Consider the following 22,215-nt stretch of genomic DNA (forward strand, 5'->3'; position numbering starts at 1 on the left):
GGGTTTCGAGGCGCCAGGCCGGCACGGGCGCCGTCGCGCATCCGGCTACGGCCTCGCCGCCTGCAGGTACTTCCACCGGGCGTCACGCGGCGCGGCCGCAGATCAACGATGGAAGTTGCCCGCCGCTTCAGGCTGGTAGCGGACCGACATCACCCTGAGTTTCAGGCTGCGGCCACCGGGCGCTTCCCAGTCGATCGACTGGCCGACCGACAGGCCGAGCAGGGCGCTGCCCACCGGTGCCAGCACGGAAACGCGGCCGCGCTCCACGTCGGCTTCATTCGGATAGACCAGGGTGAGCACGTGGCGCTCGCCGCTGGCGATGTCTTCGCATTCGACCTGCGAATGCATGGTCACCACGTCGGCAGGCATCTGCTCGGGTGGCCGCACCTCGGCCCGGTTGAGTTCATCGATCAGGGCGAGCGCGGCCGGATGGCGGCTCAGCACCGGTGAATCGAGCAGGGCTTCGAGCCGGGTAAGGTCGCGGCTGGAAATGATCAGGGATGGCGGCAGGCCACTGGTGGGTTGGGCGGTCATGGAAGTCCTCACGGTGGGTCGCGCGACGGGTGCGCGGGGATGGCGAACATGAGAAAAGGGCGGCGCGTTTCCGCTTCCGCCCCCGGGTCTCTGGGTTGTGGTGAAACCGTAGCCCGGAACGGGCCGTGTTTCAACCGGGCGCCGGCCTTCGCGGAGCGGCCGGGTTCAGCCCCAGTCGCTGCGGGGCGGCGGGGCGGCGGCGGTCGCCTGGCCAGGCCCTGGGGCGTTGTCCACGGGCGAAAGCAGGCCCGGTGGCAGCTCGCGGAAGACCTGCGCCAGGTGCTGTAGGAAACCCGCCATGGCCGAGCTGCGGCGCCAGGCCATGGCGATGCTGCGGCTGGGTTGCGAGTCGGTGAATCGCAAGAGGTGGATGTTCTCGGAGCGGGCCACCGGCGGCTTCACCGCCAGGGTCGGCAGCAGGGTCACGCCGACATTGGCCGCGACCATCTGCCGCAGCGTCTCCAGGCTGGTGGCGCGGAACTCCGTTTTCTCGTGCGCCCCGGACAGGCGGCACACGTCGAGCGCCTGCTCGCGCAGGCAATGGCCATCCTCCAGCAGCAGCAGCCGCTGGTCGGCCAGTTCGTCCAGGGTCAAGGACTGGCGCTGCGACAGGGGATGGTTCTCCGGCACGGCCAGCACGAACGGTTCCTCGAACAGGAACTCGGCATGCAGTTGCTCGTCGTGCACCGGCAGGGCCAGTACCGCCGCGTCCAGCCTTCCGTTGCGCAGGCGAGCCAGCAGTTCGTCGCTCTTCTCTTCCACCAGCAGCAGTTCCAGCTGGGGGAAGCGGGCACGCACGCGCGGGATCACATGCGGCAGCAGGTAGGGCGCCAGGGTCGGGAAAATCCCGAGGCGCACCGTGCCGGCCTCCGGGTCCTGGCTGCGGCGCGCGGCTTCCTTCATCTGCTCGACTTCGGCCACGATCCGGCGCGCGCGCTCGGCCGCTTCGCGCCCTGCCGGCGTCAGCATCACCTTGCGCGGCGCGCGCTCGACCAGCGGAACGCCCAGTTCGTCCTCGAGCTTGCGGATCTGGGTCGACAGCGTCGGCTGGCTGACATGGCAGGCAGCCGCGGCGCGACCGAAATGCTTGTGATCGGCCAGGGCCACCAGGTATTTCAGGTCACGCAGGTTCATTGCCGGCAATCCTCCCGGAACGTGCGTCGATCGTGGCCCGGCGTGGCATGCGGCGGGTGGGCCACGGGGCCCACCCTAGCGTGTTCACGCCGCTTCCGCGACCGGCTCGGCTTTCGGTGCCGAGCTGCGGATCAGGTGGTCGAATGCGGCCAGCGCGGCCTTGGAGCCTTCGCCCATCGCGATCACGATCTGCTTGTACGGGACGGTGGTGCAATCGCCGGCGGCGAACACGCCCGGCACGCTGGTCTGGCCGCGGTCATCGACGATGATCTCGCCGCGCGGCGACAGCTCGACCGTGCCCTTGAGCCATTCGGTATTGGGCAGCAGGCCGATCTGGACGAACACGCCTTCCAGGTCGATACGGTGGGAGTCGTGCCCGACGCGGTCGGTATAGGTCAGGCCGGTGACCTTCTGCCCGTCGCCCAGCACTTCGGTGGTCTGCGCGCTGGTGATGATGCGCACGTTGGGCAGGCTGCGCAGCTTGCGCTGCAGGACCTCGTCGGCGCGCAGCGTGCCGTCGAACTCGATCAGGGTGACATGGGAAACGATGCCGGCCAGGTCGATCGCGGCCTCGACGCCGGAGTTGCCGCCGCCGACCACCGCCACGCGCTTGCCCTTGAACAGCGGGCCGTCGCAGTGCGGGCAGTAGGCCACGCCCTTGTTGCGGTACAGGTCTTCGCCCGGCACGTTCATCTGCCGCCAGCGGGCGCCGGTGGACAGGATCACGCTCTTGGACTTCAGCGAGGCGCCGTTGGCCAGCTTGACCTCGACCAGCCCGTCGTCGCCGGCCGGAACCAGCGCGGTCGCGCGCTGCAGGTTCATCACGTCGACCTCGTACCCGCGCACGTGCTGCTCGAGCGCGGCGGCGAGCTTCGGGCCCTCGGTATGCGGTACCGAGATGAAGTTCTCGATGGCCATGGTGTCCAGCACCTGGCCGCCGAAGCGCTCGGCCGCCACGCCAGTGCGGATGCCCTTGCGCGCGGCATAGACCGCCGCCGCCGCGCCGGCGGGGCCGCCACCGACGACCAGCACGTCGAACGCGGGCTTTTTCGCGATCTTTTCCGCTTCGCGCTTTTCGGCGCCGGTGTCGAGCTTGGCGACGATCTCCTCCAGGCCCATACGGCCGGCGGCGAACATCTGCCCGTTGAGGAAGATGGTCGGCACCGACATCACCTGGCGGCCTTCGACTTCGTCCTGGAACAGCGCACCGTCGATCGCCACGTGCCTGATCTTCGGGTTCAGCACGGCCATCAGGTTCAGCGCCTGGACAACGTCCGGGCAGTTCTGGCAGGACAGCGAGAAATAGGTTTCGAACGCGAATTCGCCGTTCAGCGACTTCACCTGCTCGATCACCTCGGTCGCCGCCTTGGATGGATGGCCGCCCACCTGCAGCAGGGCCAGCACCAGCGAGGTGAACTCGTGGCCCATCGGCAGGCCGGCGAACGCCAGCGAGATGTCGTGGCCGGGGCTGGTCACGGCGAAGGAGGGCTTGCGCTGCGCGTCGTCGCGGCGCACTTCCAGGCTGACCTGCGGCGAGAGCGCTTCGATGTCCTGCAGCAGCGCGAGCATTTCGGCCGAGCTGGCGCCGTCGTCGAGCGAGGCGACCAGGTGCACCGGGCGGGTGAGGCGTTCCAGGTAGGCCTGGAGCTGGGTCTTGAGGCTGGCATCCAACATGGCGCGGCTCCTTGGGGGAGGGGGCTGGCGGGTCGGCGGCGGCAAGCCGCTGCCGTCGCGCCCGCGGGAACGGGCGCTGCAGGCGAAGGAGTGGACCGGAGCCGACGTGACCTGCGTGGCGTAACGCGACGGGCGGCTGCGTGGGAGCGATGGCTCCGGTCCACTCCCGCGATGGATCGCGGGAGCAGGTGCCCGCCCCGCGCGGGCGGGGAGGGCGGGTGCGGCAGTTAGATCTTGCCGACCAGGTCCAGCGACGGAGCGATGGTCTGGGCGCCTTCCTTCCACTTGGCCGGGCACACCTGGCCGGGGTTGGCGGCGGTGAACTGCGCAGCCTTCAGCTTGCGCAGGGTCTCGGACACGTCGCGGGCGATCTCGTTGCTGTGGATTTCCAGCGTCTTGATCACGCCTTCCGGGTTGATGATGAAGGTGCCGCGCAGGGCCAGGCCTTCTTCCTCGATGTGCACGCCGAAGGCGCGGGTCAGCTGGTGGGTCGGGTCGCCGACCAGCGGGAACTGGGCCTTGCCCACGGCCGGGGAGGTCTCGTGCCAGACCTTGTGCGAGAAGTGGGTGTCGGTGGTCACGATGTAGACCTCGGCACCGGCCTTCTGGAACTCGGCGTAGTTGTTGGCGGCGTCCTCGACCTCGGTCGGGCAATTGAAGGTGAAGGCGGCCGGCATGAAGATCAGGACCGACCACTTGCCCTTGAGGCTGGCGTCGGAAACTTCGATGAACTCTCCGTTCTGGAAGGCGGTGGCCTTGAACGGCTTGATCGGGGTGTTGATCAGGGACATGGGGAGGTCCTTTCGGTGGTGGGTGAAGGGAATGATCGCCATGCTAGGGATCTTCGATAGACAGATCAAATCGATTAAAGGAATTAAATAGATAGTCGGTGCCTATCGTAGCCCAGAGATGCTCTTTGGTGCGATGCGGCGATGCGGCGATGCGGCGATGCGGCGCGGACAGGCATTGGCAGGGGCGCGCGCTTGGTCCATCGTTCCGCCGATGAGCCACACCGACACGTCCTGCCGACCCGACTCCCTGCTGCGTGAAGCCGCGCGCCGCATTGCGCGCGAGGACGCGGAACCGCTGCTGGCCCATGCCCTGGGCCGGGACCGCGCCTGGCTGTTCGCGCATGCGACCGACCCGGTGGAGGCCGAACTGGCCGACGGCTTCCGCCAGCTCGTCGAGCGGCGCGCCGCCGGGGAGCCCGTCGCTTACCTGACCGGCCGGCGGGGCTTCTGGACCCTGGACCTCGAAGTCACCCCCGACACCCTGGTCCCCCGCCCGGAAACCGAGTTGCTGGTGGAACTGGCTCTGGCGCGGATCGGGCCGGACGTCCCCGCGCGGGTGGCCGACCTGGGCACAGGCAGCGGTGCCATCGCACTGGCCATCGCCAGCGAGCGGCCAGTGGCGGCGGTGGTGGCCACCGACATAAGCGCGCCGACCCTGGCGGTGGCCGTGCGCAATGCGCAGGCGCACCGGCTCGACAACGTCTGGTTCCGTCGCGGCGACTGGGACGAGGCGCTCGGCCGTGACCGTTTCGACCTGATCGCGAGCAATCCGCCCTACATCGCCGAGGGCGACCCGCATCTGGCGCAGGGCGACCTGCGCCACGAGCCGCCGCGCGCGCTGTCTTCCGGCGCGGACGGGCTCGATGCGATCCGCACGATCGTCGCTGCCGCGTCCCGGCACTTGGTGCCGAATGGCTGGCTGCTGCTGGAGCATGGGCTGGACCAGGGTGGGGCGGTGCGCGCGCTGCTGGAGGCCGCCGGCTTTGCCGAAGTGTCGACCGCGCGTGACCTCGAACAGCGCGATCGGGTCACTCTCGGACGCCTGCCCTCGCAGGTGCGCGGGTAGGCCGCGATGCGGTCCCCGTAGCAGAGGCCTCAGCGTGCCAAGCGCAGCCTCATCGCTGCGCGTATCCCCGGAGCCTGGTTGGCTCGCAAGGGGGCGTCGCGCGGCGTGCGCTAGAATTCCAGGCCTGTCCGAAGCGAGTCACGGCATGCGCACGCTCTATCCCGAGATCGAACCTTTCGACACCGGCACTTTGCGGGTCGACGGCCGCCACGAGCTCTACTACGAGCAATCCGGCAATCCGGACGGCACGCCGGTGGTGCTGCTGCATGGCGGCCCGGGCGGCGGTTCGAGCGGGAAAATGCGCCGCTTCCACGATCCGGCCAGGTACCGGATCGTGCTGTTCGACCAGCGCGGTGCCGGGCGCTCCACGCCGCACGCCGACCTGGTCGACAACACCACCTGGGACCTGGTGGCCGATATCGAGAAGCTGCGCGCCAAGCTGGGGATCGAGGCCTGGCAGGTGTTCGGCGGCAGCTGGGGTTCGACCCTGGCGCTGGCCTATGCGCAGACCCATCCGCAGCGCGTCACCGCGCTGGTGTTGCGTGGCATCTTCATGCTGCGTCGCTGGGAGCTGGAGTGGTTCTACCAGGAGGGCGCGAACCGCCTGTTCCCCGATGCCTGGGAGCACTACATCGCGGCGATTCCGCCGGTGGAGCGCCACGACCTGATTTCCGCGTTCCACCGTCGCCTGACCAGCGAGGACGAGGCGACCCGCCTGGCGGCCGCGCGTGCCTGGAGCGTGTGGGAGGGGGCGACCAGCTTCCTGCACGTGGACCAGGATTTCGTCAGCAGCCACCAGGATCCGCAGTTCGCCCTGGCCTTCGCCCGGATCGAGAACCACTATTTCGTCAACGGCGGCTTCTTCGAGGTGGAAGACCAGCTGCTGCGCGACGTGTATCGCATCGCCGGGATTCCCGGCGTGATCGTGCATGGACGCTACGACGTGGTCTGCCCGCTGCAGAACGCATGGGAGCTGCACAAGGCCTGGCCGAAGTCCAGGCTCGAGATCACGCCGGCTTCGGGACACTCGGCCTTCGAGCCGGAAAATATCGACGCCCTGGTGCGCGCCACCGACGCGTTCGCCTGAAGCCAGGCGCGCCACGCGCCCTGAAGGCGCTCAGCCGCCCGTGGCGGGCGGCGGCACCGGCAGCACTGCGGGAGCGTCCTGCGTCGAAGCGGGTGCCGCCGGCGGCGGCGTGGCGGGCGCTGGCGCGGGCGCCGCCTCCGGCGACAGCTCCGCCGGCAACGGCTGCGGATACATCGGAACCGGGAACAGGGTCGGTTGCGCCTGGGGCGCGGCCGATGCCTTGGCCGGGCGCTCGATTTCCTCGGGCAGGAACCGGTCGAGCACGGCGAAGAACCGCTTGTAGAAGTTAGGGTCCTGCAGCGTCTCGCTGGCGACCTTGACCAGCGAATCGTCGCTGGAGCCGATCGGTAGCGACAACGAGCCCAGTGCGCTCACGCCCACGCTGGCATTGGTGTTGCTCTTGCGCAGCGCGTAGCGGTCCTGGACCGCGTTGACGAAGACCACGGTCTGCTGGTCGCCGCGCATCTGCGGCATGCACACCGCGCGGAACTCGACCTGCTCGTGGCTCTCTTCCTGCTGGAAGTACTTGCGCGCCTCGACCACGTCGGCCTCGGCGCGGCCGACCACGAAACCCTGGCTCAGCAAAGCGCGGCGCACCGCCTCGCAAGCCTGGGCCGGGGAATGGTCGAGGCTGCGCGAGTAGGTATTGGAGGAATCGAACGCCTCGTAGGCGCTCTGCGATGGCTTGGTCCTGCCGCCCATTGCGCAGCCACCCACGAGGGTGGCGAGCATGACGGGGAGCAGGAGCGGCAGAAGGATCGAGCGTGGCGCTGGCATCGTGCAAATCGTGGGAGAAGCGGGCAACCGGCCGAGTATGCCGGATCGCGGGCAGCGTGAACGCATCTCGGTGGGACCGGTTACAGTGCGGCCGGTCACGGATTCACTTGCCACTCAGCGTGCGACGAAGCGGGCTTCGAGCGATGACAGCAATCGCGCCAGTCGACGTGCCCACAGTTGCTGCCCGGCTTCGTCGGCGATCAGGTCCTGGCGGATCTCCAGCTCCACGTGGGCCAGGCCGCGTGCTTCGCCGTGCACCGGGACGGCGTAATCGCTCGTATCGCTGACCGAATACGGCTGGTTGTCGCCGACGACGAGGTCGCCTTCGTCGCGCAACGCATCGCGCAGCGCATGGGCCAGGCGCGCGTCGCGGTGATAGAGCACGCCGCAGTGCCAGGGCCGCGCCACGCCGCCCATCGCCGGGGTGAAACTGTGCAGCATGACCAGCAGGGTGGGTTGGCCGGAAGCCTGGCGCTGGTCCAGCGCCTGCGCGATCCGGGCATGGTAGGGGGCGAAGATCTCGTGCACGCGCGCATCGCGGTCCCCGGCGGTGAGCCGGGCGTTGGCTGGAACCGGCGTGCCGTCGCTGCTGGTGGCGACCAGCGTGGCCGAATCCAGCGGCCGGTTGCAGTCGATGACCAGCCGCGAATAGTTCTGCAGGATCGTCCACGCGCCGAGCAGCGACGCCAGCTGCCGGGCCACGCCTGCGATCCCGATGTCCCAGCCGATGTGCCGGTCGATCTCGCCCGCGGGCAGGCCCAGGTCGCCGAGTGCGTGCGGGATCGCCTGGCCTGCGTGGTCGGCCACGAACAGCCACGGCGTGATGGAACCGGAATGCAGCAGCTCGAAGGGCGGGGGATCGCCCGGACGAAGCAGTCCGCTTCCGCCGCCCGCGTCAGGCCCCACGCGGCGTCCCGTCCAGGTTGTGGTCGATCATCCACAGGCCGGCCCAGAGCTTGGCGTCCAGCTCATAACCTTCGCGCAGCTTTCCGGCCAGCCAGGCGGCGGCCTGGGCGCGCGGCACCGCGTGCACGGTGATGTCTTCGCTGGCGTCGCCGCCGCCGGCGCCGACCTTGCTCAGGCCGGTGGCACGGACGAAGGCGATCTTCTCGCTGCTGGCGCCCGAGGAGGTCGGGCCGATCATCAGCACCTCCGCGTGCGTGGCGGTCCAGCCGGTCTCTTCCTCGAGTTCGCGGATCGAGGACTGCTCGATCGTTTCGCCGGCGTGCACGTCGCCGACCAGGCCTGCGGGCATCTCGATGGTGCGTGCCTGCAGGGGCACGCGGAACTGCTCCACGAACAGCACGTCGTCGGCCGGGGTGACCGCGATGATGATCGCGGCCAGGCCACCGGCGTGGGTCCGCTCGGAGTATTCCCACGTCCCTCGCACCACCATGCGCTGGTAGCGGCCTTCGTAGACGGTGCGCGGCTCGGCGGAACGCTCCGGGCCTGCGATGTCCGGGTTTGCGGGAAGTGAAATGGAAGAGTCGATGTCTTGGGTCATGTACGGATGCTAAGCCGGAACCGGTGACCGGTGTGCGTCGTCGCCGTGTCCATCCAGGCCTGCGGCCGTACGCAGCCGGCGCCGCGTCATCGGTCCGAAGCGCAGCGTGGTGGCCAGCGCGTCGAGCATCTCCGGATCGGCTTCTCCGCGCGATGCGGCAGCGCCGTCGTAATCCAGCGGTGCGTCGCAGGCGATCGTGGTCAGCTGGCGGCACAGCAGGGCCAGTTCGCGTTGCTCGCGCAGCCGGCTGGCGACCTGGGTGGCCCCGCGCAGGCGCAGGAAGGCGACCTCGTCGATCCGTTCCAGCAGCACGTCGAGGCTGCCGAAGTGCGCCAGCAGAATCGCCGCGGTCTTGGCGCCGACGCCGCCGACCCCCGGGATGTTGTCGACGGCATCGCCGGTCAGGGCCAGGTAGTCGGCGATCTGGTGGGCGTGGACGCCGTGCCGTGCCTTGACCCCGGCCGCGCCCCAGCGCTGCGCGCGGGCGTAGTCCCACTGCTCGTCGTGGTCGCCGAGCAGCTGCGACAGGTCCTTGTCGGCGGAAACGATGACGCTGCGGTAGCCGGCCGGGCGCGCGCGATGCACCGCGCTGCCGATCAGGTCGTCGGCTTCATAGTCGTGATGGGCCAGCACCACCAGCCCCAGGGCCACGCACAGGGCCTTGCAGTGGGCGAACTGGCGGCGCAGCTCTTCCGGGGCCGGTTCGCGGTTGGCCTTGTACGCCGCATACAGGCGGTGGCGGAAGCAGCTGTCCAGGGCTTCGTCGAAGGCGATGGCGATGTGCCGCGGCCGTTCGCGCTCGAGCAGGTCGAGCAGGAAGCGGGCGAAGCCATGCACGGCGTTGGTCGGCCAGCCGTGCGCGTCGCGGAATTCGTCGGGCATCGAGTGCCAGGCGCGGAACACGTACAGGCTCGCGTCGACCAGGTGCAGGGTCGGCAGTGCCGCCGGCGAGGCTGCTGCCGCGCCGAAGGCGGGGGAATCCTCGAGGTTCACGGCGTCCAGTCCGTGAGCAGCTGCCGCGGGTCGGGCCGATCGCGCTCGGGGACGTCCTGCAGCGGCGTGCCGATATGGATGAAGCCGGCGATGCGTTCGCCATCGACCAGGCCCAGGACGCGGGCAACTTCCGGGTCGTACGCCATCCATGCGGTCAGCCACTGCGCACCGAAGTCCAGCGCCTGCGCGGCCTGCAACAAGGCGAAGCAGGCGCAGCCCGCGGTCAGCAGCTGCTCCTGTTCGGGCACCTTGTGCCCGGCCTGCAGCCTGGCGATGACCGCAACCACGACCGGCGCATGCGAGAAGCGCTGGCGATCCTTCTCCACCGCGTGCGGCGGTGCGTCCGGATCGCGTTGCACGGCGCGCTCCGCCAGGAACGCGCCGAGTGCATGGCGCGCATCGCCGTGGATGCGCAGAAAGCGGAACGGCACCAGTTTCCCGTGGTCGGGCACCCGCACCGCCGAGGCGAGCATGCGCAGCAGGGTGGCTTCATCGGGGCCCGGTTCACCCAGTTGCATCGAAGGCACCGAGCGTCGCTGGTCCAAGGCTTGCAGGGCTGGAAGTGTGCGCATACTCTCAAATTGCTCAAGTCCGGCCGGAGCGTGCCGAAAGGTGGGAAGTATAGGCGCCCACCCCGCACGCCCCGGGTCAGGGACGGACCGGGCCTGCACACGCGGTTCATGTGCGCGCCTTAAATTCACAGGCCGATGCAGACACCGCCCCTCGTAGACGAATTGCCCAGTCGAAACCTGGACCTGCTCAACCAGGTACGGGAAAGCATCCTGCTGCCGCTGGCCGATGCGTTCGCCGCGGAGCTGGACGGAATCGGGAGTGGCCTGTTCGAGCTGGCGGACAAGGCGCCGCCCGCGCTGCAGAAGGACTATTTCGACGCGATCCAGGAGCTGCGCCGCGAGCGCGAGTCGCTGGTCGCACGCTTCCGTGCGCACCTGGCCAAGGCCTGGCAGGCATTGGAGGCCGGCCGGCCGCTGTCGGTGGAACGCACCCTGTCGCGTGGCAACGACCTGACCCTGGTCGCCGATACCGAGCTGGAGGTGCGGCTGGCGGTGCGCAACCTCGCCGGCGCGATCCAGCAGCAGTGGCGCCCCGAGCTGATGCGTCTGGACCGCTACCTGGGTTTCATCGCGGGCGGTTTCCGACTCGATGGCGACAGCAATCCGATCGGGCCCGAACACCTGGGGGTGGCGGTCTATGCCGCCTTCTCCACCGCCGGCCTGGCCACCCGTGCGCAGCTGGCTTCGGTGCGCCTGTGCGAGCCGGGCATGGTCGAACGGGTCGGCATCCTGTACGAGGGACTGGAGCGGCAGTTGCTTGCCATCGCGCGCAACGTGGACCTGCCCGAAGGGCGTTCGCGTCGACGGGGCATTCCCGGCCAGCCCGCGGCCATGCGCGAATCGCCCGACTGGATCTCGCGCTTCTTCAGCCAGTGGCAGGGGGGGCAGCGCTCAGCTCCGGGCAATCCGATCGACGTGCATGCCCGCGGCGACCATGAGCTTCTGCCCGCGGAGCTGCACCGGCTGCTGCAGGGCGCGCGTACCGACACGGGACCCGATGCGTCGGGAGCCGGGGCGCGGCCGTTGTCGCCACGCGAGCTGGCCTCGGCGCTGTCGTTGCTGCAGACCGCACCGCATGGCGGCTTCGACGAAATCGACGCCGCGGTCGACCTGCGCACGGGGCTGCATCGCGAGGTGCTGGCGCACGCCGTGAAGCTGGGCGTGGACCCGGGCACCGTGCGGATCGACCCAGGCGACGCCGATACCCTGGACCTGGTGGCGATGCTGTTCCAGGCGCTCCTGGCCGAGTCGCAGCTGCGCCCGGAATTGCGGCCGGTCCTGGGGCAGCTGCTTGCGCCCGTGGCCAAGGTCGCGTTGCAGGATCCCCGCCTGTTCGTGCGCGACAGCCATCCGGTGCGGCGCCTGCTGAACATGCTGGCCGACGCCTGCGACGGCAATCCGGCCGAGACCGCGGCCGAGCTGGCGTTGCTGGCGCAGGTGCAGGGCATCACTGCCCGGGTGGTGCGCGATTTCGACGAGCACCTCGGTGTATTCCTGCAGGCCGAGGCCGAATTCGGCGCCTATCACGAGCAGTACCGCCGCCGCGTCGAGATCGCGGAACGGCGTGCGGCCGAACTCCAGCGCGCCGAAGAGCGCCGCCTCGATGCGCGCGCCCGTGCCGGCACGGCGCTCGACGCGCGCCTGCGTGGACGCACCGTGCCGCCGGTGCTGGAAGATTTCCTGCGCCGGCCCTGGTTGCAGCATTTTGAACGGATCGCCCTGCGCGAAGCCGCGGCCGATGGCCCGTTGCAGGCGTCTGCCTTGAAGCTGGCCGACGGCCTGCTGTCGGCCAGCGACGGCCCGGCAGGTCGCGACGATGCCTGGCTGGAGGCGCAGCGGCCGGTGCTGCAACGGATCTATTCCGAGGCCGGGTTGGCGGCCGCCCCTGCCGGGGTCGCGGCTGGTGCCCTGCTGGACGTGCTGCTCGGACTCCAGGCGGCGGACCTGCCCCCGCCGGAGCTGCCGCCGGCGCCAGCGGCCCCGGTCGCGATCGAGGACGCCGCCGACTCGCCGCTGCCCGAGGAGTCGCCCGAGCAGCTGGGCTTCGACATCGACACGGCCGAATACTTCCAGGCGCTGCCGCTGGGCACCTGGCTGGACTTCGTCGACCGCCTGGGCCGGGTGCAGCCGGGCAAGCTGGCCTGGGTCAGCCCGATCTCCGGCCGGCGCATGTTCGTCAACCGGCGCGGGTCGCGCTTCTGCGTCGCCTCGCCGGAGCAGCTGGCAGCCATGGTCCAGTTGGGGCGCTTGCGCCTTCACCGCGAAGAGGACGCTTTCTACAGCGCCATGCAGTCGGTGGTCGATTTCCTGGACATGCCAGCCGTGGCGGCCTGACCGGCATGGGCACAAGTTGCCCCTCGGCGGCAGGAACTGCCCACTGGGTCACGGATGCCGGGGTGCTGGCCCCGTACGATGCACTGGCGGCAATGGGGAGCCGCATCCCCCTGCTCCCATTGCCTGCGCCGGAGCTGCGCGCATGAGTCCTACCCAGCAAGACCCGACCCTCCACCATGCACGAGACCCGCGCCTGCTCGCGATGGTCCGCGATGCGTTCCTGCCGCCATTGGGCGACGCGTTCGCCGCGTCCGTGGCGCGCTACGACGACGTCCTGTTCGACCGCGCCGAGCGTGCCGGTGGATCGCAGCTGCTGTTCCTGGATGGCATGCGCGAGCTGCGCCGGCGCCGCGAAGAGATCGCCGCGCGCTTCCGCGCCCAGCTAGCCCTGTCCTGGCGGTCGCTGGAGGTGGGCACCCCCCTGTCGGCCGAGGCGGCCCTGTCCAGCCAGGCGGGCGCATTGAGCCTGGTGGCCGAACACGAACTGGAATCGCGCCTGGCCGTGCGCAACCTCGCCAGCGTGATGCTGCGCGACTGCAAGCCGGCGCTGGCGCGCCTGGATCGCCGGCTGGGCTGGATTGCCGGTGGCCTGGAGCTGGACAGCGACAGCAACCCGATCAGCCCCGAACACATCGGCGTGGCCGTGCACGAGGCCTTCGCCACCTCTGAGCTGGCGCCGGAAGTGCGCCTGGTCCTTATCAAGCTGTGCGAGCGCGACCTGTCGTCGACGGTGGGCAAGCTGTACGAGGCGCTGGACCTGCGCCTGGTGCGCGAAGGCGTGCTGCCGGGCGCCCCGGCTGCCGGGCGCGGACAGGCTCGACCGGCACGCCAGCCCGATTCGGCCTGGGCCGAACCGGCTGCCGACGAGTACTCCCCGGCCTGGGCCTCGCGCTTCATGCAGCGCTGGCAGGAAACCCGCGGCGCGATGCAGGAGCACGGCATCGATGTGCCCGACTTTGGCGCTGCTGGCCAGGCCGGACCCGGCGGCTCGGGCATGCTGCTCGACGCCCTGCACCAGATGTTGCAGCAGAGCCGCGAACTGCGCGGCGGCCTCGAACAGGCATCCGCCGGCGTGCATGCCGCGCAGGCCGGCCAGCGCCCGCTGAGCCAGCGCGAGATGCTGTCGGTGCTGTCGCTGCTGCAGGCCACGCCCAGCGCCTCGCTCAGCGCGGCGATCGGCGACGAGCAGGAGTCGCTGTCGCAGCGGCTCAAGAGCGAAGTGCTTTCCAACGCCAGCCAGCTGGGCATGGACCCGGCCAGCACCCGCCTGGATCCGAAGGACGAGGACGCGATCGACCTGGTCGGCATGCTGTTCGACGTGCTGCTGGACGAACGCGACCTCGCCGGGCGTCCGCGCGAGCTGATCGGCCGGCTGGTGGTCCCGTTCGTCAAGGTCGCCTTGCTGGACCGGCGCATGTTCGTGCAGAAGACCCATCCGGCGCGGCGCCTGCTCAACGCGCTGGCCGAGGCCTGCGAGGGCAACCAGGGCGAGAGCGCTGCCGAACGCACCTTGCTGGCCAAGGTCGAAGAGGTCATCCACCGCCTCGTGGCCGAGTTCAACGAGAACCTGGCCATCTTCATGACCCTCGAGGAGGAGTTCCGCGACTTCCTCGAACAGCACCGCCGCCGCATCGAGATCACCGAGCGTCGCGCCGCCGAGATCCAGCGCGGCCAGGAACGGCTGGAGCTGGCGCGCAACCGCGCCGAGTTCGAGCTGGCTTCGCGGCTGGAAGGCCGCCAGCTGCCGCAGGCGGTCGCCGAATTCCTGCGCAACCCGTGGCAGCACCACATCACCCTGGCGCTGCTGCGCGAGGGTGAGGTCGGCGACGTGTTCACCGAATCGCTGGAGCTGGCCGACGGGGTCCTGGAAGAAGTGGCCGAGGCCCAGCGCCACATCGTCGGCAAGCTTTGGCTGCAGAACTGGCAGACCGGCCTGCGCCAGGTCTTCTCGAGCGTGGGCCTGCATGGCGATGCTGCCGAAGCGGCCATCGGAGCCCTGCACGACACCCTGCAGGCCGTTGCCGACGCGCGCCCCGAGATGGAACGGCCATTGCCGGAGCTTCCCGCCGTGGCCCTGCCGCAGCCGGTTCCGGTCGAGCGCGGCGCGATCGAGCTGGTTGCCGGTACCGACACCCTGGATTTCGACAACGCCGATGCCGACCGCATCCGTGCGCTGCCGGTCGGCACCTGGCTGGACTTCATCGACAAGGACGGCCGCGTGCAGCCGGGCAAGCTGTCGTGGGTCAGCCCGATCTCCTCGCGACTGCTCTTCGTCAACCGCCGCGGCGTGCGCTTCTGCGTGGCCTCGCCGGAGGAACTGGCGGTGATGGTGCGGATGGAGCGCCTGCGCATGCACGTCGCCGACGACGGTGCGTTCGACAGCGCGATGCAGGGCGTGATCGAACGTCTGGACATGCCGCAGCAGCCGCAGGAAGCGGTCACCCTGCACTGAGCCGCGCGGCGCCGGCCGCGGAAAGCGATCCGGACAAGCGGCCACGCCTGGCAGGCGTGGCCGTTTTCTTTTGCGCCGGCGCGGGTCCGCACCAGCGATTCCGATGAAACCATCAGCCGGGCGCCGGGTCGCGCCCGGGGTTTGCTAGCATCGCCGCTCGGTCCGGATCACGGCGAGGGGACGCATGGCGGTCGAAGTGCTGGTGCTGAAGGAAGGCGCGCGGGGCGAGAAGCGCGTTGCAGCCACGCCGGAAACGGTGAAGAAGCTCCTGGCCGCGGGTGCGCAGGTGCAGGTCGAGTCGGGCGCTGGCCTGGGTGCGGGCATCACCGACCAGGCCTACCTGGATGCCGGAGCAGCCCTTGCCGGGCCCGGTGCGCGTGCCAGCGCCGACCTCGTGCTGTGCGTGCAGGCGCCCACGGCTGACGCGATCGATGGGCTGAAGCGGGGCGCGACGCTGGTCGGCGTGCTGCATCCGCAGGCCGACGAAGCGCGCGCTGCCGCGATCCAGGCGCAGGGGCTGCATGCTTTTCCGCTGGAGCGGCTGCCGCGCACCACGCGTGCGCAGGCGATGGACGTGCTCAGTTCGCAGGCGGGCATGGCCGGTTACAAGGCCGTACTGATCGCCGCGCAGCTGGCGCCGCGCTTCTTCCCGATGCTGACTACCGCGGCGGGCACGATCCGGCCTTCGAAGGTGCTGATCGTCGGCGCCGGCGTGGCCGGCCTGCAGGGCATCGCGACTGCACGGCGCCTCGGCGCGCAGGTCGAGGGTTTCGACGTGCGCCCGGAGACGCGCGAGCAGATCGAATCGCTGGGCGGCAAGTTCCTGGATCTGGGCGTGAGCGCGGCCGGCGAGGGCGGTTACGCGCGCCAGCTCACCGACGAGGAGCGGGCCGAGCAGCAACGGCGCCTGGCCGAGCACCTGCGGGGCATCGACGTGGTGGTCTGCACCGCGGCAGTGCCGGGAAGGCCCGCGCCGAAGATCATCACCGCGGCGATGGTCGCCGGGATGAAGCAGGGCAGCGTGATCGTGGACCTGGCCGCCGAGACCGGCGGCAACTGCGAACTGACGCGCCCGGGCGAAAGCTACGAACACGACGGGGTGACCATCGCCGGGCCGCTCGACCTGGCCAGCATGGGCGCGGTGCACGCCAGCGAGATGTACGCGCGCAACGTCTACAACTTCGTCGCGCTGTTCCTGAAGGACGGCGCGCTGTCGGTCGACTGGAACGACGAGTTGCTGGCGAAGACCGTATGGCCGCAGCGCGAGCCGGCGGCCTGAACGCGTCCGCATGATGCCGGCCCCAGTGTGGTGGCTTACGGGTGCGGCGCTGGGACTGCTCCCGGCATTGGCGATCGGCCAGTCGCCGACCGCAGATCGCCTGGTGAGCGTCGCCTACGGTCGCTTGATCGAAAATCCGGCCGCCTATGCGGGCAGGAAACTGTCGGTTCCCGCGTGCGCCACTACGGCAGCCCATCACGGCGCGTACTTGTACGATTGCCGTGATGCGGATGCGCAGATCCTGACATTGGGTGGCAGTCCCGCAGCGGAGATGGACCTGTTCGGTGCGCGCAGCGTGGTCGAGTCGCGCCGCGTCTCGGCAAAGATGGTGGGCGTGCTGGAATGGCGCCCCAATGCTCTCCCGGCCTGCTGCCTGGACCCTAGATTCATCTTCCATCTGGAGTCGGTGTCGGAGGTCAGGGCGTTGCCGGACGGTCTGTAGCAAAGGTTGCCAGCGGATGGATCAGGGCTTGGTCGGTGCCGGCTGGCTGCGCAACCACTCCTGGCGCTGCTCGGGCGACATCTTCTTCCAGCGCTCGCGGAACGCCTGGCGCTGCTCGGGCGTCATGGTGCGGGTCTGCTCGAAGATCGCACGTGCCCGTTCGCGCTGCTCGGGGCTCATCTCTTCGAAGCGGCGCATTCCGCGGCGTGCGCGTTCGCGCTCCTCCGGAGGCATCGTCTTCCAGCGGCGCGCATGGTCGAGCATGCGCGCGCGTTCCTGCGGCGAATCGTTCCAGCGCTCGCGCACTGGTGCGATCAGGGCTTCGCGCTGATCGGGCGTGAGCTGGTCCCAGGCCGGCAGCGTGGCCGCGGCAGGTTCCGAAGGCGTCCTGGGAGCCTGCGCGGACTGTGCGATCGCGGCGAAAGGCAGCAGCAGGGCGAGCAGGCAGGCGGCGGTGCGAAGCGGCTTCATGGCCTTACTCCATTGCGAGTGCGGTGGCGTCGACCGAGTCGAGCCAGACATAGAAGCCGGGGTCTTCCTGCAGCGACTGGGCCGGGTCGGCGGTGGTGGCGGCATCCTGCACCGCCGGTACGCCAGCCACCTGCGGCGCCCCGGCCGGGCCAGGCTGCGTGCCGGGCAGCAACATGACGGCCATTGCCACCGCGGCAGCCACGGCGCCACCGGCCAGCCAGGGCGCGAACAGCCGTCGCCGCGGGCCTGCGGAGGCAGCGTGGCGTGCCTGGCGCAGCCGGGCGAGGGTTGGCGCGGAAGTATGTGCCAGCGCGGCGGCATGCAGCTGGCGCGCCAGCCGGTCGTCGTCGCCCTGGTCGTGCAGATCGGGTGCGGTCGTCATCGGACGTCCTCCATGTGCGAATTCAATGCCTGGCGCGCGCGCGATAGGTGGGTCTTTACCGAGCCTTCCGAACAGCCCATGGCGCGCGCGGTGGTCGCCACGTCGAGTTCTTCGAAGATGCGCAGGGTGAAAGCCTCGCGTTGCCGTGCCGGCAGCGCGCGCAGCGCTTCCACCAGGCGCGCATAGGCCTCGCGCTGCTCGTGGGCCTGGGCCGGACCGGCGCCGGGGTCGGCCCAGTCGATGCTGGCGTCGTCGGCGTCCGGAGTGTCGCCTGCGGGGCGCAGCCAACGCAGCCGGAAGCGGGCGCGGCGCTGCAGGTCGATGATGCGCCGGCGCAGGATGCTCCAGAACAGCGGGGTCCATTCCGCGGCAGGGCGCTCCCGATAGGCGAGCATCTTCATCATCGCGTCCTGCACGGCGTCCAGTGCGTCGTCGCGGTTGCGCAAACCGGCTTCGGCGAAACGGAAGGCGCGGGTACCGACGTCAGCCAGGAAGGCGTCCAGCGACGCCCAGACGGGCGTCGCCCGCGTTTCCCAACCTGGATCGAGGGGCGTGGTCACCAGCACAGCTTAGCCGCGTGCGCCTGGGCGCTCGAGCCGGTCGGCGGCCAGCGAGGGGCCGGTCAGGCCGAGCGGCAGGAGGGCGGACAGCAGGGGCAAGCAGCGATCCTTCATCGAAGTCCTCCAGTCGCGGTGGTCGGTACACCCTGGAAACGCATGCAGATGCAACCGGTTGACCGGGCTGTGCAGCGTTCAGGCAGCGGTTATCATCCGGGCGGGCGCTGAGCCCGGGGGAGTGGGCGGTGATGAACGACGGTTTCGTTGCGCTGTACATCTTCATGCTGGCGGCCATCGCCGGGCACGTGATCATTTCGCGGGTGCCGGTGATCCTGCACACGCCGCTGATGTCGGGCTCCAACTTCATCCACGGCATCGTGCTGATCGGTGCCATGGTCGTGCTCGGCCATGCCGACACCACCCTGGAGAAGGCGATCGGATTCGTTGCCGTGGTCCTGGGCGCGGGCAATGCGGCGGGCGGCTACGTGGTCACCGAGCGCATGCTCGAGATGTTCAAGAGCAGCAAGAAGCCCTCGTCGAAGGGCGGGTCCAAGTGAGCGCACGGGACCTGGCGGCCGGGGGCTGGCGCAGTCCGCGCAAGCTGTTCCATGCGGCGAGTTACCTGCAGTACCCGTTCATGGCGCTGGCCGTCTTCTACGTGGCCAGGCCGTACTTCAACGGCTTCGATTCGATCTTCGCGGACTTCAACCTCGCCCTGCTGCATGCGGGCGTGGGGATCGGGTTCTCCTCGCTGCAGGACCCGACCACCACGCAGAACGAGATTTCGCGCAAGGTCTGGGAGGATGCGCGCAAGGGCAGCTGGGCGATCGGGCTCATCGCTGCGACCGTGGTGCTGGCCCTCGGCGGCGGCCTGGCCGCGCTCTACATGGCCGGTGATTCGGCCTGGTCGCAGCTGGCGATGGGGATGGTCGGCCTGGGCCTGGGAATGTTCGGCCTGCTGAAGACGGCGATCGAGATGTTCGAGAACCATCGACTGGACAGGAATCCGTCGCGGGTCAAATCCGCGGCAACGCAGGGGGAGGCGGCATGAACATTGGGGAATTCGATTTCCGGACCTGGCTGGTCGGTGCCAGCTACCTGGTGGCTGCCACGCTGTTCCTGCTCGGCCTCCAGCGCATGGCCTCGCCGGCCACGGCGCGCAGCGGCATCCAGTGGGCGGGCATGGGCATGCTGATCGCCACCGCGGCGACCTTCCTGCTGCCGGGCCTGCACAACATGCCGCTGATCGTGACCGCGCTGGTGCTGGGCACGGTGGCGGCATGGATCTCCGGCAAGCGGGTGGCGATCACCGACATGCCGCAGATGGTCGCGCTGTACAACGGCATGGGCGGCGGCTCGGCTGCCGCGATCGGTGCGGTGGAACTGCTGCGTTTTTCGGCGCTGGCGCACGGCGCGCCGGTCGGCGCGGAAGGCGCGGTGACGCACCCCGGCACGGTAGTGCTGACGCTGGCCGTGCTCGGTTCGGCGATCGGCGCGGTGTCGCTGTCCGGTTCGATCATCGCCTGGGCCAAGCTCGATGGCCGGCTCGACCGGCGAGTGGTGTTCCCGGGGCAGCAGGCGTTCAACCTGCTGGTGGCGGTGGCGATGGTGGTGCTCGGCGTGATGGCCGCGGTGACGCTGCAGCCGTGGGCGATCGTGGCCTTCTTCGTCGTCGCGCTGGCGCTGGGCGTGCTGATGACCCTGCCCATCGGCGGCGCCGACATGCCGGTGGTGATCTCGCTCTACAACGCGTTCACCGGCCTGGCAGTGGCCTTCGAGGGCTACGTGCTGGGCAACGAGGCGCTGATCATCGCCGGCATGATGGTCGGCGCGGCCGGCATCCTGCTGACGCGCCTGATGGCCAAGGCGATGAACCGGCCGATCAGCGGCGTGCTGTTTTCCAGCTTCGGACCCGGCAGCGGGGAAATGCAGGAAATCACCGGCGCGCAGAAGCCCATCGAAGCCGGCGACGTCGCGGCGATGATGGCCTTCGCCGAGCGCGTGGTGATCGTGCCCGGCTACGGCCTTGCCGTGGCCCAGGCCCAGCACAAGATCTGGGAGCTGGCGCAGCGGCTGATCGAGCGCGGGGTGAAGGTGAAGTTCGCCATCCACCCGGTCGCCGGGCGCATGCCCGGGCACATGAACGTGCTGCTGGCCGAAGCCGGCGTGCCGTACGATCTGATCGCCGACATGGACGACATCAACCCCGAGTTCCCCAACACCGACGTGTCGCTGGTGATCGGTGCCAACGACGTGGTCAATCCGGTGGCCAAGACCGATCCGGCCAGCCCGATCTACGGCATGCCGATCCTGGACGTGGTCGAGTCGAAGAACACGATCGTGATCAAGCGCGGCAAGGGCACCGGTTTTGCCGGCATCGAGAATGCGCTGTTCTATGCCGACAACACGCGGATGCTCTATGGCGATGGCGCGGAGATGGCCAGCGCCCTGGTCAGCGAACTCAAGGCGCTGGACGGCGGGCACTGAGCCCGCACGCGAGGTCGGGCGCTCAGCGCGCTGCGCGCAGCGCCAGCACGGGGGCCAGCCCGAGGCACAGCAGGTCGAGCCAGCTGTTGGCCAGTCGGGCCAAGGTCCAGACGTAGAAGGCCCCCATCTTCGGCGCGGCCTCCCACGGCGCCAGGCCCATCTGCGCACCGATGTGGCCGGACACCACGAACCATTGCACCAGGACCGCCATCAGCAGCGTCGCCGCGGCGGCGAGCAGGCGGCGTGGCCAGCCCGGGAGCATCCCGCCCAGGCGCAGCATCCAGGCCGCCTCCAGCCCCGCGAGCAGGGCGATCCAGCCATGCTGGCGCCCGGTGGCCAGGGAAAGCGAGCTCCACGCCACGACCATCGTCGCGCTCCCCAGCAGCAGCATGAACGGCCACAACCAGCGTGGAGCGCGCGGCGAGGCAGGAGGCGGGGCGTGCGGCGCAGGCGGCATCGGGACTTCCGTTCGGGGGCGCCAAGGATACGCGCTGGCCGCATCGGCTAGAATGCGTCCTGTATCCAGTGAACTTTTCCTGCGCCGCGGCTTGAGTACGTGGCCCTCCCGCCCCATATCGGCCGCATGTACTCCCGCAGCAGCGAACCCGTCCGTTTCGAACGCGATTGCGCCGCCGTCATGGTGCCGCAGGGCGAAGCCGTGACCCTGCCGGCCGGCAGCGTCGGTTACATCACCCAGGGCCTGGGCGGCAGCTACACGGTGTTCGTCGAGGGCAACCTGTTCCGCATCGCGGGCAAGGATGCCGACGCCATCGGCAAGGAAGTCCCGCCCGAGCTGGACCTGCCAGCCGACGCCGGCGACGACGAAGTCGAGGCCATGATCTGGCGCCAGCTGCGGACCTGCTTCGATCCTGAGATCCCGTTCAACATCGTCGACCTGGGCCTGGTGTACGAAGCCGTCCTCAAGCCGCGCGATGACGGCAAGCGCCTGGTCGAGGTCAAGATGACCCTGACCGCGCCGGGCTGTGGCATGGGCGAGATCCTGGTCGACGACGTGCGCAGCAAGCTCGAGCAGATCCCGACCATCGCCGAGGCGGACGTGGAACTGGTGTTCGACCCGCCGTGGGGCCGGCACATGATGTCGGAGGCCGCGAGGCTGGAAACCGGCATGTTCTGAGCGGCGTTGCCGCCATGCGTTCGAGCGTTGGAGGCGGCGGAACAGGCCGCTCTACGGTTGCCGCGTCAGCGGCTGATCGCGGCGCTCGAAGCCTGAAGCGCACGCATCGCGTCAGCCGGGTCGATCTCCAGCAGCAGCCCGCGCTGGCCGGCGTTGATCCACACGCTGGCCGCCGCCAGCGCGTCGCTTTCGAACCACACCGGTACCGGCCTTGGCTGGCCGAACGGGCTGACCCCGCCGACCTTGTAGCCGCTGCGACGCTCGGCCTCGGCCACGTTCATCATCCGCGCCGCCTTGCCGTCGCCGGCTGCGGCCAGTGCCTTGAGCTGCAGCTGCCGGTCCGATGGGATGACCACGCACAGCGCGCGCGCATCCACCCACGTCATCAACGTCTTCAGCACGCGATCGGGTGCGATGCCCAGCGCCAGGGCCGCCTGCATGCCCTTGCCGGCGACCGCGTCGGCGTCGTAGTCGTACGGATGCAGGCGATAGGCGACACCCACCGCGTCGAGCGCGCGGGTCGCGCGCGTGGCCATCGACACGG

General features: G+C 69.7%; 24 protein-coding genes. 10 read left to right on the forward strand and 14 right to left on the reverse strand.

Features of this window, described 5'->3' with window-relative positions; all coding sequences use genetic code 11:
• Positions 1-102 precede the first annotated feature (102 nt).
• The 4 genes from rnk to ahpC all read right to left on the reverse strand — a co-directional run bounded on the left by rnk (position 103) and on the right by ahpC (position 4,133).
• A complete protein-coding gene (rnk, locus tag CSC65_RS14075) occupies positions 103-534 on the reverse strand; it encodes a nucleoside diphosphate kinase regulator (protein ID WP_162411214.1) in 432 nt (143 codons plus the stop codon).
• Positions 535-699: 165 nt separating this feature from the next.
• Positions 700-1,668 (reverse strand): DNA-binding transcriptional regulator OxyR, encoded by a 969-nt coding sequence (gene oxyR, locus CSC65_RS14080; protein ID WP_162411215.1) that lies wholly within the window; start codon positions 1,666-1,668, stop codon positions 700-702.
• 84 nt (positions 1,669-1,752) lie between these two features.
• Complete coding sequence (ahpF, locus tag CSC65_RS14085) at positions 1,753-3,342, reverse strand: alkyl hydroperoxide reductase subunit F (protein WP_162411216.1); 1,590 nt, start codon at positions 3,340-3,342, stop codon at positions 1,753-1,755.
• Between the two features lie 227 nt (positions 3,343-3,569).
• Complete coding sequence (gene ahpC, locus CSC65_RS14090; RefSeq protein ID WP_162411217.1) at positions 3,570-4,133, reverse strand: alkyl hydroperoxide reductase subunit C; 564 nt, start codon at positions 4,131-4,133, stop codon at positions 3,570-3,572.
• A 211-nt stretch (positions 4,134-4,344) separates the two neighbouring features.
• Here ahpC and prmC point away from each other — a divergent pair, with 211 nt between their 5' ends.
• Positions 4,345-5,199 carry a peptide chain release factor N(5)-glutamine methyltransferase gene (gene prmC / locus CSC65_RS14095; protein ID WP_162411218.1) on the forward strand — a complete coding sequence of 285 codons (855 nt, stop codon included), beginning with the start codon at positions 4,345-4,347 and terminating at the stop codon, positions 5,197-5,199.
• A 145-nt stretch (positions 5,200-5,344) separates the two neighbouring features.
• Positions 5,345-6,286, forward strand: a complete 942-nt coding sequence (gene pip, locus CSC65_RS14100) for a prolyl aminopeptidase (RefSeq protein WP_162411219.1) — start codon at positions 5,345-5,347, stop codon at positions 6,284-6,286.
• Positions 6,287-6,316: 30 nt separating this feature from the next.
• On the opposite strand, the gene CSC65_RS14105 is transcribed toward pip, so the two are convergent.
• The 5 genes from CSC65_RS14105 to CSC65_RS14125 all read right to left on the reverse strand — a co-directional run bounded on the left by CSC65_RS14105 (position 6,317) and on the right by CSC65_RS14125 (position 10,132).
• Entirely contained in the window at positions 6,317-7,063 is a 747-nt protein-coding gene (locus CSC65_RS14105; RefSeq protein WP_162411220.1) for a DUF2242 domain-containing protein, read from the reverse strand.
• A gap of 114 nt (positions 7,064-7,177) precedes the next feature.
• On the reverse strand, positions 7,178-7,969 hold the full coding sequence (locus CSC65_RS14110) for an N-formylglutamate amidohydrolase (protein WP_202922892.1): 792 nt from the start codon (positions 7,967-7,969) through the stop codon (positions 7,178-7,180).
• A complete protein-coding gene (locus tag CSC65_RS14115; protein ID WP_238390415.1) occupies positions 7,959-8,459 on the reverse strand; it encodes an NUDIX hydrolase in 501 nt (166 codons plus the stop codon). The genes CSC65_RS14110 and CSC65_RS14115 overlap by 11 nt, the downstream gene beginning before the upstream one ends.
• Positions 8,460-8,576: 117 nt before the next feature.
• Complete coding sequence (locus CSC65_RS14120) at positions 8,577-9,560, reverse strand: 5'-3' exonuclease (protein WP_162411222.1); 984 nt, start codon at positions 9,558-9,560, stop codon at positions 8,577-8,579.
• Complete coding sequence (locus tag CSC65_RS14125; RefSeq protein WP_162411223.1) at positions 9,557-10,132, reverse strand: nitroreductase family protein; 576 nt, start codon at positions 10,130-10,132, stop codon at positions 9,557-9,559. The genes CSC65_RS14120 and CSC65_RS14125 overlap by 4 nt, the downstream gene beginning before the upstream one ends.
• A gap of 135 nt (positions 10,133-10,267) precedes the next feature.
• On the opposite strand from CSC65_RS14125, the gene CSC65_RS14130 reads away from it, so the two are divergent.
• The 4 genes from CSC65_RS14130 to CSC65_RS14145 all read left to right on the forward strand — a co-directional run bounded on the left by CSC65_RS14130 (position 10,268) and on the right by CSC65_RS14145 (position 16,639).
• Positions 10,268-12,466 carry a DUF1631 family protein gene (locus tag CSC65_RS14130; protein WP_162411224.1) on the forward strand — a complete coding sequence of 733 codons (2,199 nt, stop codon included), beginning with the start codon at positions 10,268-10,270 and terminating at the stop codon, positions 12,464-12,466.
• A gap of 142 nt (positions 12,467-12,608) precedes the next feature.
• Positions 12,609-14,918 carry a DUF1631 domain-containing protein gene (locus tag CSC65_RS14135; protein ID WP_162411225.1) on the forward strand — a complete coding sequence of 770 codons (2,310 nt, stop codon included), beginning with the start codon at positions 12,609-12,611 and terminating at the stop codon, positions 14,916-14,918.
• A gap of 184 nt (positions 14,919-15,102) precedes the next feature.
• A complete protein-coding gene (locus tag CSC65_RS14140) occupies positions 15,103-16,197 on the forward strand; it encodes an NAD(P) transhydrogenase subunit alpha (RefSeq protein ID WP_162411226.1) in 1,095 nt (364 codons plus the stop codon).
• 103 nt (positions 16,198-16,300) lie between these two features.
• Entirely contained in the window at positions 16,301-16,639 is a 339-nt protein-coding gene (locus tag CSC65_RS14145) for a hypothetical protein (protein WP_162411227.1), read from the forward strand.
• A gap of 21 nt (positions 16,640-16,660) precedes the next feature.
• Here CSC65_RS14145 and CSC65_RS14150 read toward each other — a convergent pair whose 3' ends face one another.
• The 3 genes from CSC65_RS14150 to CSC65_RS14160 are packed head-to-tail and all read right to left on the reverse strand — an operon-like array spanning position 16,661 to position 18,058.
• Complete coding sequence (locus CSC65_RS14150) at positions 16,661-17,110, reverse strand: DUF3106 domain-containing protein (RefSeq protein ID WP_162411228.1); 450 nt, start codon at positions 17,108-17,110, stop codon at positions 16,661-16,663.
• 4 nt (positions 17,111-17,114) lie between these two features.
• On the reverse strand, positions 17,115-17,492 hold the full coding sequence (locus CSC65_RS14155) for a hypothetical protein (RefSeq protein WP_162411229.1): 378 nt from the start codon (positions 17,490-17,492) through the stop codon (positions 17,115-17,117).
• Positions 17,489-18,058 (reverse strand): RNA polymerase sigma factor, encoded by a 570-nt coding sequence (locus CSC65_RS14160; RefSeq protein ID WP_162411230.1) that lies wholly within the window; start codon positions 18,056-18,058, stop codon positions 17,489-17,491. Before CSC65_RS14160 ends, CSC65_RS14155 begins: the two co-directional genes overlap by 4 nt.
• A gap of 239 nt (positions 18,059-18,297) precedes the next feature.
• Here CSC65_RS14160 and CSC65_RS14165 point away from each other — a divergent pair, with 239 nt between their 5' ends.
• Genes CSC65_RS14165 through CSC65_RS14175 form a run of 3 tightly spaced genes read left to right on the forward strand, consistent with a single transcriptional unit; the run spans position 18,298 to position 20,536 of the window.
• Positions 18,298-18,606, forward strand: coding sequence for an NAD(P) transhydrogenase subunit alpha part 2 (locus CSC65_RS14165; RefSeq protein WP_162411231.1), 309 nt, complete (start codon positions 18,298-18,300; stop codon positions 18,604-18,606).
• On the forward strand, positions 18,603-19,100 hold the full coding sequence (locus CSC65_RS14170; RefSeq protein ID WP_202922893.1) for a hypothetical protein: 498 nt from the start codon (positions 18,603-18,605) through the stop codon (positions 19,098-19,100). Before CSC65_RS14165 ends, CSC65_RS14170 begins: the two co-directional genes overlap by 4 nt.
• The gene (locus tag CSC65_RS14175) at positions 19,097-20,536 is read left to right on the forward strand and encodes an NAD(P)(+) transhydrogenase (Re/Si-specific) subunit beta (protein WP_162411232.1); all 1,440 of its coding nucleotides are present in this window, start codon (positions 19,097-19,099) and stop codon (positions 20,534-20,536) included. The genes CSC65_RS14170 and CSC65_RS14175 overlap by 4 nt, the downstream gene beginning before the upstream one ends.
• Positions 20,537-20,558: 22 nt before the next feature.
• Here CSC65_RS14175 and CSC65_RS14180 read toward each other — a convergent pair whose 3' ends face one another.
• A complete protein-coding gene (locus tag CSC65_RS14180; protein WP_162411233.1) occupies positions 20,559-20,993 on the reverse strand; it encodes a hypothetical protein in 435 nt (144 codons plus the stop codon).
• Positions 20,994-21,119: 126 nt separating this feature from the next.
• On the opposite strand from CSC65_RS14180, the gene sufT reads away from it, so the two are divergent.
• A complete protein-coding gene (gene sufT / locus CSC65_RS14185; RefSeq protein WP_162411234.1) occupies positions 21,120-21,671 on the forward strand; it encodes a putative Fe-S cluster assembly protein SufT in 552 nt (183 codons plus the stop codon).
• Positions 21,672-21,736: 65 nt separating this feature from the next.
• Here sufT and CSC65_RS14190 read toward each other — a convergent pair whose 3' ends face one another.
• A complete protein-coding gene (locus tag CSC65_RS14190; RefSeq protein ID WP_162411235.1) occupies positions 21,737-22,213 on the reverse strand; it encodes an aminoacyl-tRNA deacylase in 477 nt (158 codons plus the stop codon).
• Positions 22,214-22,215: the final 2 nt, after the last annotated feature.

Source organism: Pseudoxanthomonas daejeonensis, assembly GCF_010093205.1.
GTDB classification, from domain to species: Bacteria; Pseudomonadota; Gammaproteobacteria; order Xanthomonadales; family Xanthomonadaceae; genus Pseudoxanthomonas; species Pseudoxanthomonas daejeonensis.